General features: G+C 32.5%; 12 protein-coding genes. 5 read left to right on the top strand and 7 right to left on the bottom strand.

Annotated elements, in window-relative coordinates; translation table 11 throughout:
* Positions 1-163: 163 nt before the first annotated feature.
* Positions 164-1,546 (bottom strand): 23S rRNA (uracil(1939)-C(5))-methyltransferase RlmD, encoded by a 1,383-nt coding sequence (gene rlmD / locus BN4220_RS11480; protein WP_066716214.1) that lies wholly within the window; start codon positions 1,544-1,546, stop codon positions 164-166.
* Positions 1,547-2,441: 895 nt separating this feature from the next.
* Here rlmD and BN4220_RS11475 point away from each other — a divergent pair.
* Both BN4220_RS11475 and BN4220_RS11470 read left to right on the top strand, forming a co-directional pair.
* A complete protein-coding gene (locus BN4220_RS11475; protein WP_066716211.1) occupies positions 2,442-2,762 on the top strand; it encodes a YerC/YecD family TrpR-related protein in 321 nt (106 codons plus the stop codon).
* A gap of 274 nt (positions 2,763-3,036) precedes the next feature.
* The gene (locus tag BN4220_RS11470) at positions 3,037-4,176 is read left to right on the top strand and encodes a Gfo/Idh/MocA family protein (protein ID WP_066716208.1); all 1,140 of its coding nucleotides are present in this window, start codon (positions 3,037-3,039) and stop codon (positions 4,174-4,176) included.
* Positions 4,177-4,316: 140 nt separating this feature from the next.
* Here BN4220_RS11470 and BN4220_RS11465 read toward each other — a convergent pair whose 3' ends face one another.
* On the bottom strand, positions 4,317-4,985 hold the full coding sequence (locus tag BN4220_RS11465; RefSeq protein ID WP_347477084.1) for a DUF1836 domain-containing protein: 669 nt from the start codon (positions 4,983-4,985) through the stop codon (positions 4,317-4,319).
* A 198-nt stretch (positions 4,986-5,183) separates the two neighbouring features.
* On the opposite strand from BN4220_RS11465, the gene BN4220_RS11460 reads away from it, so the two are divergent.
* Together BN4220_RS11460 and BN4220_RS11455 are read left to right on the top strand one after the other, a co-directional pair.
* Complete coding sequence (locus BN4220_RS11460; protein ID WP_066716207.1) at positions 5,184-7,559, top strand: ATP-dependent helicase; 2,376 nt, start codon at positions 5,184-5,186, stop codon at positions 7,557-7,559.
* A gap of 95 nt (positions 7,560-7,654) precedes the next feature.
* Positions 7,655-7,939 carry a hypothetical protein gene (locus BN4220_RS11455; RefSeq protein WP_066716205.1) on the top strand — a complete coding sequence of 95 codons (285 nt, stop codon included), beginning with the start codon at positions 7,655-7,657 and terminating at the stop codon, positions 7,937-7,939.
* 108 nt (positions 7,940-8,047) lie between these two features.
* Here the strand turns inward: BN4220_RS11455 and BN4220_RS11450 are convergent, their stop codons facing one another.
* The 5 genes from BN4220_RS11450 to BN4220_RS11430 all read right to left on the bottom strand — a co-directional run bounded on the left by BN4220_RS11450 (position 8,048) and on the right by BN4220_RS11430 (position 12,340).
* Positions 8,048-9,037, bottom strand: coding sequence for an ABC transporter substrate-binding protein (locus tag BN4220_RS11450; protein WP_066716203.1), 990 nt, complete (start codon positions 9,035-9,037; stop codon positions 8,048-8,050).
* A gap of 100 nt (positions 9,038-9,137) precedes the next feature.
* Positions 9,138-9,866, bottom strand: a complete 729-nt coding sequence (locus BN4220_RS11445) for a DUF975 family protein (protein ID WP_066716200.1) — start codon at positions 9,864-9,866, stop codon at positions 9,138-9,140.
* Positions 9,867-9,885: 19 nt separating this feature from the next.
* Positions 9,886-10,485: a histidine phosphatase family protein gene (locus BN4220_RS11440; protein WP_066716199.1), complete on the bottom strand. Its 600-nt coding sequence runs from the start codon at positions 10,483-10,485 to the stop codon at positions 9,886-9,888.
* A gap of 46 nt (positions 10,486-10,531) precedes the next feature.
* The gene (locus BN4220_RS11435; RefSeq protein ID WP_066716197.1) at positions 10,532-11,140 is read right to left on the bottom strand and encodes a hypothetical protein; all 609 of its coding nucleotides are present in this window, start codon (positions 11,138-11,140) and stop codon (positions 10,532-10,534) included.
* Positions 11,141-11,440: 300 nt separating this feature from the next.
* The gene (locus BN4220_RS11430) at positions 11,441-12,340 is read right to left on the bottom strand and encodes a metallophosphoesterase (RefSeq protein ID WP_066716194.1); all 900 of its coding nucleotides are present in this window, start codon (positions 12,338-12,340) and stop codon (positions 11,441-11,443) included.
* A 419-nt stretch (positions 12,341-12,759) separates the two neighbouring features.
* On the opposite strand from BN4220_RS11430, the gene BN4220_RS11420 reads away from it, so the two are divergent.
* Positions 12,760-13,302, top strand: a complete 543-nt coding sequence (locus BN4220_RS11420; RefSeq protein ID WP_066716192.1) for an ECF transporter S component — start codon at positions 12,760-12,762, stop codon at positions 13,300-13,302.
* Positions 13,303-13,573: the final 271 nt, after the last annotated feature.

The raw sequence follows: 13,573 nt of genomic DNA, 5'->3' as shown, positions 1-13,573 counted from the left end.
TATCAAACTTTCCATGTTCGTATATTATTATAGATAGGTATATTTATTATATCATGACAATTCTCATTTTTGGATGTCTAATTTTAAAATATAAATTTTCTACAGCAAAACACACCCATCAACGAATGTTAATGAGTGCGCTCTAATTATTACTATTTAACTATTATTTCACCTTGGATAGCAAACACACCGTCTCCACATGCACAGTCCCCGGGAACATATCCACGCAAACAACTCTCTCTACCTTATAACCTCTCTCCTGCAACATCTCCAAATCTCTAGCAAGACTCGTAGGCTTACATGAAATATAAACAATCCTGTCTACCCCATAATCAATAATCTTGCCAAGCGCCTTTGGATGAATGCCATCTCTTGGAGGATCAAGCACAATCAAATCTGGTCTATCTTCAATGGAATCAATTACCTTAAGCACATCTCCAGCAATAAACTCGCAATTATTCAACTGATTAAGCGCCGCATTTTCCTTCGCAGCTTCCACCGCTTCTTCAATGATCTCAACCCCAATAACCTTCTTCGCTACTGGTGCTAGTAACTGCGCAATTGTACCTGTACCACTATATAAATCAAAGATCAACTTATCCTTTGTCTCACCCACAAACTCTCTCGCTGTACTATATAATACCTCAGCCCCAAGAGAGTTTGTCTGGAAGAATGAAAAAGTAGATATCTTAAACTTCAAACCAAGCAGTTCTTCAAAGAAATAATCCTGTCCATATAAAATATCCGTACGGTCACTCTGTACCACATCCGCCAAACTATCATTCACCGTATGAAGAATACCAACAACCTTACCATTCATTTCTAATGAAAGTAATCCATCCACCATTTCCTTTAAAAACTCATCTTCAGCAACGCCTATGCTATCTGTCTGAGATGTAGTAATTAAATTAATTAAAATCTCTCCAGTTTTTGCAGCTCTACGAACAAGTAAATGTCTCAAGTATCCGATATGGCTAAGCTTATGATAAAAACTAAGCTCATACTTTCTACAGACCTCTAAAACCATAGCCAAAATATGATTATAATCCTCATTTACAATCTTACATTGATCTGCTGTTACAATATCATAAAAACTTCCTCTTTTATGAAGTCCAAGTGCTAATGGTCCATCTTTTACTTCATCTCCAAAAGAGAACTCCATTTTATTACGGTATCCAAGGGATTCTGGACTACCTTTAATACCTTCAAAATTATATTCGGTAGTAATAACTTGATCCAGCATCTTCTTCACTTGTTCTTCCTTGATTTTTAGCTGTTCTTCATAAGGAACTGTCTGGTACGTACAACCACCACAAGTACCAAAATGGCTACATGCTGCTGCCTCAGTTTCTAATTTTGAACGTTCTAACACCTCAAGAAGTCGCCCTTCACATTTCCCTTTTCGAACCTTATTAATTAAAAAACGTACCTTTTGCCCTGGTATTGTATTCTTAACAATGGCCGCCTCGCCATCCACAATCACTACACCTTTGTTTGGAAAATCTATATGATCAACTATGCCAATATACTCTTGTCCTTTTTTCATACAAAACCCTTTCTTGTTCACTTCATCTTACTTTCTTATTTTAACGTTCCTTATCCGCCATAGAACCAGTACATATCCTTTCTATTCCCTAGCCTTCACAACTCCGTTAAAATGAATACGTACTATTATAACTTTTTTTTACTCCATTGTCCACTTAAGGAATATTAACACATTGGTATCATATGACTAGTCATCATCAATAATAGGTTAACAATTCATTATATCACTATTATAGAGTTCATTTTCTGGAGATAATTGTATTTTATTGGTTTTTGCGTACACCTGTGACAGACACGCTTTCTATTAAAATATTAAATTTAGTCTATTGTTTGAAATTTTTATCTAATATGAATTTTTTATATTAAATCTTCATTTTGTACAATTATTTTTTTGATTTTATTGAATAAAAAATTATTACTTTTGAATTTTTAATAGTCAATTTTATAAAATCTAAATTTATATTTTAAGTATAAAAAAACTTTAATGATAAGATTTATCAGACTTTTCTTAACTTTAATGAAATTAAAAATTTATTTCAATTTCTTTTTTAAAAAATAATTATATTTGCAAATTGTAAATTACTGTTTATTTTTTCATTTTCTTAAATTGATAATGATTCTTAATAAAATAAGTAATAAAATGTTTCTAAATATACAAATATTAGAAATTAATACATATTTTACATATTTTTTATAAAAATAACGTTAAATTTCTCTTTACTTTACTCCTGCATAGTGATAAAATATATTAAGGAAAATCAAATAGTGTCTTTATGTCACGGACAAATGCTTGTCTAAAAATTGAATGAGTATTTCAAATGATAATGAAAGATAATCCCAAATTAAAACTTGTCATATTAAATTTTGATGGGATTGAAATTAGAAGGAGTAGATGTATGAGTAAAAACATTAAAAATGCTTCCGTCGATTATTTGTTTGAAGCAATTCTTAGTTTAAAAAATAAGGAGGAGTGCTATCTCTTTTTTGAAGATATCTGCACAGTGAATGAATTATTATCCTTATCACAACGTTTTGAAGTAGCTGGTATGTTGCGCGCTAAGAAAACCTACTTAGAAATTGCTGAAAAGACCGGCGCTTCTACTGCTACCATTAGCCGTGTGAATCGTTCCTTAAATTATGGTAATGATGGCTATGATATGGTCTTTAACAGAATCTCTGCACTCCCAAGTGGCGATGACGTGAACGCGACCGAATAAACAAGCGTCATATCTCTTTAGATTATATAAAATCTAGGTAATACAAATGAGTCACAAGCTACATGCCCCAGATGATAGATTATAACTATCATTTGGGGTTTTTTCGTTTTTACAAATACCAAAAGCTAGTACATATACATATAATATGATAAAATAACGAAGTATTATTTAATAAAAACAAAAAAACTATTATATAAAAAATTTCTTGCATTACTTTACTGTAGAAATTAACACATAAAAGCTAGAAGTTAAATATACATAGAAAGGCGTCACTATGAAACAAAATAAAGATACAATAACGAACAATATTAGAATTGCAATCATCGGTGTTGGCAGCATGGGTAAAAAATATGCCACACTTCTTAATTCAGGCAAAATAAAAGGCTTAACCTTAACTGCTGTATGCTGCAGAAGTGAATCGAATAAACAATGGGTGAAAGATAATCTAGATAATCAAGTATCTATTTACGAATCAACTGACCTTCTATTTGAGCATACCAATGAATTTGATGCAGTTTTAATCGTAACTCCACATAAAGAACACCCTTCTCTAGTAATCAAAGCATTTGAGCATGGGCTCCACGTATTTTGTGACAAACCAGCAGGTATTTCAACAAAAGAAGCAAAACTTATGAACGAAGCGGCGAAACGCTCCCATAAGGCATATGCCATGATGTTTCATAAACGTACCATGCCTATTTACCAAGCAATTAAGAAAAAACTTAACTCCAATGAATTAGGTAAATTATTACGTGTTTCCTTTGTAAATACAGAATCACTCCGTACGAAAGCCTATCATGATTCCTCTCCTTGGCGAAGCACTTGGGAACAAGAAGGTGGCGGCTTACTTATAAATCAAGCCCAGCATCCTCTTGATTTATGGCATTGGTGGTTTGGAACACCAACATCCTTATACGCTGACATTTGCTTTGGTAAACTTAACTCCTTTTCTGTGGATGATGAAAGTACCCTCCTAATGCAATATGGATCAGGCATGAGAGGCAGTTTTATTGTTTCTACGATTGAAGGGGCTGGTAGTGAAAGAATTGAGATTTCTGGTACTAAGGGTAAACTAGTTGCAGAAGGAAATATTTTAACCCAATATGAATATAAAATACCTTTAGATGAATTTATTGCACAAGGTGAAAATGGTGCTTCTCTTACCTATACTATAACCGAAGAGAAATTTGATAAAAATCAAGCTCCCTATGAAACGATGCTTCAAAACTTTGCAGATCATATATTGCTAGGGGTTCCATTAATATCTCCTGGTGAAGATGGGTTATACCCGATTGAACTTACCAACGCCGCTTACCTTTCAGCTTGGCAGGATAAAAAAATAAAGCTTCCTGTAGAGGAAAAGGCATATGAAGAAGGACTTTTGGACGCAATTCAAAAAGAAAGAACTAAATAATCTTCTTTTTTATAAAAAGACTAATATATAATAAATATAATGAAGGAATTGAATATAAAAAAGCTGTAAGTTGAATTTATATAACCTTAAATTATATAAATCCAACTTACAGCTTTTTCAGTGTCCCCACACCTCTATATCTACTTTTTACTCTTGTCAGCTTCTTTACTATCTTTCTCTTTTGCCTTTTTATCCTTCTTTGCATCTTCTTTTACATTAAATTGAAAATTATCATCAATCAGTTTCTCGATTAGCTGCTTTTTCATATAGACATCAAAACAAAGCATACAAACAAATGCAAAGGTCTGTAAGAATTCTCGGTCCTCATCATCGCTTACTTCTAAAAAGGATTGTCTTGTTTTTTCATTCTTACGAACGACTTCCTTTGTTAATGTAACCGACTGCTCTACACCAAGACGAAAGATTTCCTCATAAATTTGTTCTAGATTCATTTCACCATCATTACCAAAGAACTTATCTGTAATTGGCTCAAGTATACTCTTGATATCGCTAATAGATAAAATATTCTTCATATAGTAAATATAAATCAATAGATACATATGATCCTTTGAATATTTTTTCTTCGCTGGTGAAGGTAATAAATTATTCTTAGTATAATTGTTAATCATTGTTTTTGTCAACAATTTATCCTCAGAATAACGTTTTGACGACTCTAGATGCTTATCCATAAATGTCGTCACTTGGTCCATATATAAATCTATATTTGGAAGCTCATCCGGCTTTATATAATCAGTGCGTTTGAGGCCTTCAATAATAGCCCTAATTTGCTCTTCACGCTTTTTCTCCACAATAATCACCTCTAAGTCACATTATATAGTATTAAAAACCACATGTCAATTAATCTTTATACTATAAATGCTCAATACTTAGGTACAGCACATTTTAGTTTCATAGTTGTGTCTTACTATTTCACATGCTATAATAAACATACGTTTGCATAAAGCTTGATTTATGCATGAAATAAAAGAGAGAGGGTAGTTATTACTATGAGCATATATGATACCTTAAATCCTGAGCAACGAAGAGCCGTAGAGCACGACAAAGGACCACTTCTTATCCTTGCTGGTGCTGGTTCAGGAAAAACCAGAGTATTAACACACCGCATCGCTTATTTAATTGAAGAACGCGATGTTAATCCATACCATATACTTGCGTTAACATTTACAAACAAAGCAGCGAAAGAAATGAGAGAACGTGTAGATAAAATCGTAGGCTATGGTTCTGAAAATATCTGGGTTAGTACCTTTCACTCCACTTGTGTACGTATTTTAAGAAGATGGATTGAATCCCTAGGTTATGATAGAAGTTTTACTATTTATGATACGGATGACCAAAAAACCTTAATGCGCGAAGTTTGCAAATCCTTAGAGATTGATACTCAAAAATTTAAAGAACGTTCCTTTTTATCTGCAATTTCCTCTGCTAAAAATGAACTCATAACTCCTGAAGAATATGAATTAAATGCGCATGGTGATTATACAAAATCAAAATATGCCACAGTGTATAAAGAGTATCAAAAACGATTAAAATCAAACAATGCACTTGACTTTGATGATTTGATATTTAAAACAGTGGAATTATTTCAAACAAATAAAGAGGCACTTACTTATTATCAGAACCGTTTTCGTTATATCATGGTGGATGAGTACCAAGATACCAATACCGCACAATTCCGTTTAATTAGTTTAATGGCATCTTATACGAATGAATTTGGTGAAATTGAGCATAATTTATGTGTCGTTGGTGATGATGATCAGTCCATTTATAAATTCCGTGGCGCTAACATACGTAATATTCTTGATTTTGAGAAAGAATATAAAAATACTGAAGTTATTAAGCTTGAGCAAAATTATCGTTCAACGCAAAACATTTTAAATGCAGCAAATGAAGTAATTCGAAATAATCAAGGACGTAAAGACAAATCCTTATGGACAAGCAATGATGAGGGTGAACCTGTTTATTTTAATCAATACGATACGGATTATGAGGAAGCTACACAAGTTGTAAATTCTATCGCTTCTTTAATTGATGAAAAGAATGCAAAATACGCAGACTGTGCCATTTTATATCGTACCAATGCACAATCTCGTGTACTGGAAGAAAAATTAATTTTAAAAAGTATTCCATATAAAATCATTGGTGGCACAAACTTCTATGCAAGAAAAGAAGTCAAAGATTTGCTTGCTTATTTAAAAACGATTGACAACGGTCTTGATGGAGTTGCTGCAAAAAGAATTATCAATGTTCCAAAACGAGGCATTGGTCTAACAAGCATTGATCGTATTGAAGAATATGCGTTTCGAAATGGAATGAGTTTTTACGAAGCCCTACGTCATGCCGAACACATTCCTGCTCTTGGACGTGCCACCAGCAAAATTACAAGTTTTGTTAGTTTAATCGAAACTTTAAAAAGTAATCTTGGAAAACCTGGTTATACTTTAAAAAACTTGATTGATGAAATTATTGAGGCTACTGGTTATGTTAAAGAGCTTGAAGCACTTGACCAAGAAGAAGCGCTTGATCGTATTGGTAACGTAAACGAATTAATCAATAAGATTACGACTTTTGAAGAAAACTCTATTGAGCCTCCAACACTTAGTGCATTCTTAGAAGATGTTGCACTTGTTGCTGATATCGATAGCTTAGAAGAAGATAATAATATGGTTGTACTAATGACTCTTCACAGTGCAAAAGGACTTGAGTTCCCATATGTTTATTTATGTGGTATGGAAGAAGGAATTTTCCCAAGTTACATGTCCATCCATGCAGATGATCCAGACCAAGAAATTGAGGAAGAACGTCGTTTATGTTATGTAGGTATTACAAGAGCTAAGAACATTTTGAATATGAGTGCCGCAAAACAGCGAATGTTACGTGGTGAAACGCAGTTTAATCGACCTAGCAGGTTTATTAATGAAATACCAAGATATTTAATCTCCATAGGAGCAAATAAGGGTCGTAACTTTATTTCAAATAATTCTTATGGAACAAGCCCAATTCGAGGCGCGCAACCTGGTGGAACTACGAATTCAATGCGTAGTAGTGTAATGGATAAACCTTACGCTAGTACCTCATCGATGAAAAATTTTGATTTTGAAAAGCCATCAACTCCGGCATATAAGGCTTATGAAGCGACTTCTCAGAAACCATATTCTGCTGCCCCATTAAAACAATTTGGCAGTGCAAATCTTGGACAATTAGATTACGGTGTTGGTGATTCAGTAAAACATATTAAATTTGGAGTTGGTACTGTAACTGCTATTACACAAGGTGGTAGAGATTACGAAGTAACCGTTGATTTTCCAGGTCAAGGCACGAAAAAAATGCTCTCAACTTTCGCAAAATTAACAAAAGTGGAATAATTTTCAATTTATTTTCAAATAAACCATAGTAAAAAGGTTCAATTAGTGGTATAATAACCTTGAAATCCAACACAAATTAGAGAGGACGTGCTAATATGAATAATAAATTTGATAAACTTAGTGAAGCATTAGCCGCTACTAAACTTAGCGAATTGCTTCATAAGAAACCGGATCCAATTGAGGAAAAGAAACATACACTTGTATTCGTTTTAGCTATTATCGGTGCAATTGCAGCAATTGCAGCCATTGCGTTTGCAGTGTATAAATTTGTTACTCCTGATTATTTAGAAGATTTCGAAGATGATTTTGACGACGAATTCGAAGACGATTTTGAAGATGAATCAGATAATGATTCTAGCTCATTCACAGAAGGCGAATAAATAAAAGACAAAGGAGTAAATTCCTTATAAAAACAAATCGCAAAGAATGCTCTCAAGAATTAGTATTATAACTAATCTTGAGAGCATTTTTAGTTTTACTTTTCTTATTTACTTCGCAACATCCGTCGCATAACTAGTATTTACAAGTTTCTCATAAGGAGCTTTTTCTGTAATTACGCCTGCTTCCATCAAAATATCTTGCAATAAATCAAAGCTTTCTTGTTCAAATACTAAATTATCTTTCCAAGTATCTTGATCATAATATCTTGTTACAATTTTAGTAATTGTTTCTAGACCAGTTTCTTTAAACTGAGGCTCAATTACTTTAGCAATCTCTTCTGGAGAATGAGTATTTACATAGTCCATACCTTTTTGTAATGCTTTCACAAATTTCTCAATTACTTCAGGATTCTTCTTAATAAAACTAGTTTTTGCAGAATACGCAGTATAAGGTACCATTCCACTTTCAACTCCAAGGGAAGCTACTACCTTACCAGCTTTTTGAGTTTCTAGGCCAGTTGCGGCAGGTTCAAATTCGATTGTATAATCTCCTGTTCCCGCAGCAAAACTCTGTGATGTAATTCCAAAATCAATATTTTGAATGATTGTTAAATCAGTTGTCGGGTCGATTCCATGTTTCTTTAAGATATACTCAAATACCATTTCAGGCATACCACCAACACGGCCACCTATTACCGTCTTACCTTTTATGTTATCCCAAGTAAATTCTTCATTCATATCTCTTGAAACTAAGAAATTACCTGCACGTTGTGTTAACTGTGCAAAGTTAACAACATAGTCTTCATTTCCCTCATTGTATACATAAATTGAGGCTTCTGAACCCATAAATCCTATGTCTGCATCGCCGGAGAGCACAGCTGTCATTGTCTTATCAGCTCCAAGACCATTCACTAAATTTACATCCAATCCTTCTTCTTCAAAGTATCCCTTTTCAATTGCTACATACTGTGGTGCATAAAATATTGAGTGAGCAACTTCATTTAAATTTACCTGTATAAGATCGGATTTCTTTTTACAAGCAGCCAATCCGGTAATCATAAGTGTTACAATGAATAAAGCTAAAATCCTTTTTTTCATTGTAATCCCCCTTAATTTATTTGGTATTATATAATATATCGCAATATCTATCAGATTGTGCTTGTTTCATGAAAGTTGTTGTTTTACTCAAATTATTTTCCTATTCATAAGTATACATATCATCACCAGAGTTTAAATTTAATTCTTCCTTTGAAGTAATTCCCTGCTCAATTGCTTCTTTTCGAAGGATTAAATATAATTCTGCATCTGTTGCATTTACGTACGGTTGTACAAATAATATACCAATTCCACACGCTAATAATCCTAATAGGTTCCACCCGATAAATGACAAATCAAGAACAAATGTATCCAGTTTATTCCCATCCATCATCTCTTGACTTAATTCAATTGCTCGGTTATGTCCAATGGAAGGATTGTCTGCCAATATATATGGTACCATTCGATACGCATAAGATTTCACAATGCCAGGTATTATAAATAACAAGGTCCACAGAAATGTATAAATACTTCGAAGTAACATTGTAACCATTATATCGAAATATCTTTTACCTTTAAAACAATAGCTAATAAATTCTTTAAAATCATTTCCAGATGCTGCTTCAATAAAAAATTTTCTTCCACTTACTTCAAGCATATATCCAATTACTATTCTTAAAAAAGTAATGCCAATAGCTATAATAAAGAAAATAAAGAAAAATAATTCATAGTCAATAACATCTCGATACACCCTATGTGTGTTGCTAGCATTGCCTCCACTAGCCCCACCTCCTCCAGCGATAGCAATAATAAAGCTAACAAGAAATGCCTTCCAATAATTTATTCTCAATACATCTTTTGCTCTACTTTTAATTAATTCTCTTGTCCACATACAAACACTCCTTCCTCATCTAAACTAATACTTCGTTTATTCTAATTACTTTCCATGAATTGTTATTTTGTTTATACTCAAATTCGCTTATCCCACACAAATCGACATGAAATAAATTTCTTTTATATAACGGAAGATTGATTAGATGACATATTAATAATCGTATGTAACCTTCATGGCTAATAAGAACGACATCCTCATTTCTCTCAATCAGCTCGTCTAACAAACTCTTTTGTCGAATTCTTACCTCTTCACTATTCTCACCATTTGGAAACCGAACATCTTTAGAGTAGCTAAAAAAGTCTTTAAAGAATTCAGGATAGTTCTTTTTAATTTCATCATCACACATTGTCTCGATAATTCCATTATCAATTTCATTCAATCTTTTATCTTTAAGAACGGGTAATTTCTTTTTATTTGCTAGAAACTTCGCAGTCTCCTGAGTTCTTATGTATTCACTCACAATTATCTTCTTTATAAATTTTTCTTCAAAGTAGTCTACCAACTTCTTTGCTTTTCTTATTCCATCATTACTAAGAGGAGGATCCTGATGATTTAATACTGTATTAAAATACTCTCCACTTTCGTTATCTCCATGCCGGACTATGTATACCTTCATACAGTAACCTCCTTAAAAGAAATATCTTGTTGATGGATTTAATCATTTAATCTTTATATAAACGTACCATTGGTGCTTCACTACCTATACATCCTAAACGATTCAGTTCCCCTAACATTTCCCCAAACAATTCAAAGAGATTCTTTAATAAGTCTATGTCTGTAATTACTCTATCTGCTTGGAAATATAATTCACCTTCATTCTGTTTAAAACCCGATCCAAATATTCCTTCACCCTCTTTTATTTCTAAGCTTATCCTTGGCTGAATTTTGATAAGATTTCGGATTCTACTATTTGAAAAAAGTTTTTTAATAATATCTTCCTTATTACCTTTTATTATGTAATCTTCATCAAAATCTTGAATTCCTATTTCAATATCCTGCATCCCAAAAAACTTTCCCATTTCAGAGAATATACCTTTTTTATATACCTTGAAATACAAATTATCAGACAAAATGAATGGAGCCCTCATACGGGTATATATCACCGTTGTTTTCCCTGTTGATACCGAATAGGTATCCAAATAAATGGTCCAAGGATGATGACTAAGCTCCACTCGACTTCCCTTAAAAAAACTCCCCTTTACAAATTTCCCGTTGATTTCTTCACTTAATTGCGACCAAACCTCATTTTGGGATGGGCCAAATAATCCCATAAAGCATTCCTCCTTTTACTTACTTAAAATCAATATATTAGGAATCAACTAATAAAATCCATTATAAATTAAGAATTAATTGATAAAATCATTATAAATTATTTATATATTATTCCCTTCTAAATTGTTCCTATTTTTTTACATTATAACATATTTTTTATATAAATCATATAAGGTGTGTAAATCGGCAAAAATTTATTACAATACATATAAAGCATTTAAAAAGAAAAAGAAGCTTTCAAAAGAGTATAATTAAATTGCACTTCAAGACTACTCTAATTGAAAGTTCCTTTTCTCAGCTCATTTACCTTCTTTAAAATAAGAATTTATACTGTTTGGACCACACATAATCTTCTTGTTTATGTTAAGCATGCCATCATCTTGTACCTCTACTTCCCATTTTACAATAGATATCTCGCCTTTATTTATTTCAATAGCGTTAATGTATCGTGGATGTACGCAGCAACCATCATTGAAATACGGTGTCTCGCCAGGGTTAGGATAAATCGGTCTGTGGGTGTGACCTGCCACAATTGCCTTTCCATGTTTATCGCACCAGTCCATTAATATTCTTTCTACAATGTCTTTCCTATTCGGATTAATGGATGTAATTGTAGGATTTTTTATACCTATCAGTTCAAGGGGATGCCAAATATAACGTACTAAAAACCTGCTAATACGCCACAACTGGTCGTTAATGAAATCTGCTTGATGACCATGAAGAAGCAATATTTCATTCTCTGTATTTATATCTTTTAATATAATAGCCTGATGAACTTTTATATCCGGAAAAAGGTCTCTTTCTGCAGTACAATTATGCTCATGTATTTTTGCAAGATTTTCTCTACACCATTTTTGTTTTCTCTTAACAATATCATGATTACCATAAACCATTAAAAGCTTTCCATCACTAAACATTCGAGCTAAAAGCTCAAATATGCCGTCATATTCATCTTTAATATTATCCATGCTCCTATTTTCCCATAGCTCATCTCCATCACCTAATTCAATATAGGTAAATCCTTGTTTGTAATAGGTGTTAAGTGCATAATATAATAGCAATTGGTTTTGTGCAAAATTGTCTGCACCTCCGCCAGTTCCTCGATGACAATCACTTATAATAACAATCTTTGTTTTATTATCAATATCTAATCTTTCCGCATTGTTATAAGCTTTGGTTATCCTCTTCTCTTCAAACATATACCTCCCCCTTTTCTTCTTGGTGCCTATAAATCATTCTATGCATAAAGAGAGGTATAAGTTCCTACTATCTGTCGATATATTTGTATTTTTGTCGAAACAAGATGGTGTTTTCCTTGTTATCACATTTCATTATTATCCCATTTCTTTGTTGTTTTTTTTGTTGGTTTTTTTGTTGGTTTTTTTGTTGGTTTCTTTGTTGGTTCCTTTCATTATTGGTTTCATTCTTTATTGATCCCTTTCTTTGTTGGCTCCTTACGTTATGGACTATCTTCCATCTAGTAGCGCTTATATAAATAGCCCTATAAACTGGTATGATTACTTTTTTAAAATCTGGTCCTTTTAAAATAGCCAAACTTACTGTATATTTATCAGCAATACCAAATATTAATAAAACTATAAATTTTAAGGAGGATTCTATGAAACCGAACACTAGAACACTAAAAATTATATTGACTGCACTTATGGCAGCCCTATGTTGTATTAGTACTATGATTATACAAGTACCCTCACCAACTGGTGGATACATACATTTAGGCGATGGTTTAGTACTTCTTTCAGGTATTATTTTAGGACCTATCTATGGAGGATTAGCTGCTGGTATTGGATCAATGTTAGCTGATATACTATCTGGTTATCCACATTATGCCATCGCGACTTTAATAATAAAAGCTCTAGCAGCTGTTGTAGGAAGTAGTATCTATGCCCTCCTTACCTCTAAAAAACCTGGGAAATCAATTTCTATTATCATTGCTGGTGTCTTTGGTGGAATCATTGTAACCTTGGGATATTTTATTTTCGATTCTATATTACTTGGAAGTGGCTTTGCCGCTGCTGTTACTGGAGTACCAGGTAACGTCGTTCAAAATATTTTTGGAATTATTGTTTCAACCTTTCTTTTCCCATTTCTTGTTAAGTCGCCATACTTAAAAGAATTGATTTTAAAAGAAGCTAGATCTTAATAATAGGATATAAAACTTTATTATTAGAAATAAGGACTTAAGTATAAAATAAGTCCTTAAGAAAAAAATTAGGCCTTAAAAGAAAATTTGACCTTAAAAAGCTTTAAAAAGAAATATGAATTTAGAATTTAAATGATCACTATAAAATGTATCACCTAATAAGTTATACTTCGTTAAATCAGATATATTAGACTCATAATAAAACTCCACAAGAGATGTTCTCTTAACTCTTTTTAAGAATAACATCTCTTATGAAGTTTTTTTAAAATTT

The sequence above is a fragment of the Clostridium sp. Marseille-P299 genome, from assembly GCF_900078195.1.
GTDB lineage: Bacteria > Bacillota > Clostridia > Lachnospirales > Lachnospiraceae > Lachnoclostridium.
The sequence above is the reverse complement of the archived record's forward strand: the minus strand, read 5'-3'. Positions and strand labels throughout refer to the sequence as shown.

Coding starts and splice junctions, on each gene's coding strand:
- rlmD (WP_066716214.1), bottom strand. CDS start 1,546: ATGAAAAAAGGACAAGAGTATATTGGCATAGTTGATCATATAGATTTT.
- BN4220_RS11430 (WP_066716194.1), bottom strand. CDS start 12,340: ATGTTTGAAGAGAAGAGGATAACCAAAGCTTATAACAATGCGGAAAGA.
- BN4220_RS11420 (WP_066716192.1), top strand. CDS start 12,760: ATGAAACCGAACACTAGAACACTAAAAATTATATTGACTGCACTTATG.
- BN4220_RS11435 (WP_066716197.1), bottom strand. CDS start 11,140: ATGGGATTATTTGGCCCATCCCAAAATGAGGTTTGGTCGCAATTAAGT.
- BN4220_RS11470 (WP_066716208.1), top strand. CDS start 3,037: ATGAAACAAAATAAAGATACAATAACGAACAATATTAGAATTGCAATC.
- BN4220_RS11455 (WP_066716205.1), top strand. CDS start 7,655: ATGAATAATAAATTTGATAAACTTAGTGAAGCATTAGCCGCTACTAAA.
- BN4220_RS11450 (WP_066716203.1), bottom strand. CDS start 9,037: ATGAAAAAAAGGATTTTAGCTTTATTCATTGTAACACTTATGATTACC.
- BN4220_RS11440 (WP_066716199.1), bottom strand. CDS start 10,485: ATGAAGGTATACATAGTCCGGCATGGAGATAACGAAAGTGGAGAGTAT.
- BN4220_RS11460 (WP_066716207.1), top strand. CDS start 5,184: ATGAGCATATATGATACCTTAAATCCTGAGCAACGAAGAGCCGTAGAG.
- BN4220_RS11475 (WP_066716211.1), top strand. CDS start 2,442: ATGAGTAAAAACATTAAAAATGCTTCCGTCGATTATTTGTTTGAAGCA.
- BN4220_RS11445 (WP_066716200.1), bottom strand. CDS start 9,866: ATGTGGACAAGAGAATTAATTAAAAGTAGAGCAAAAGATGTATTGAGA.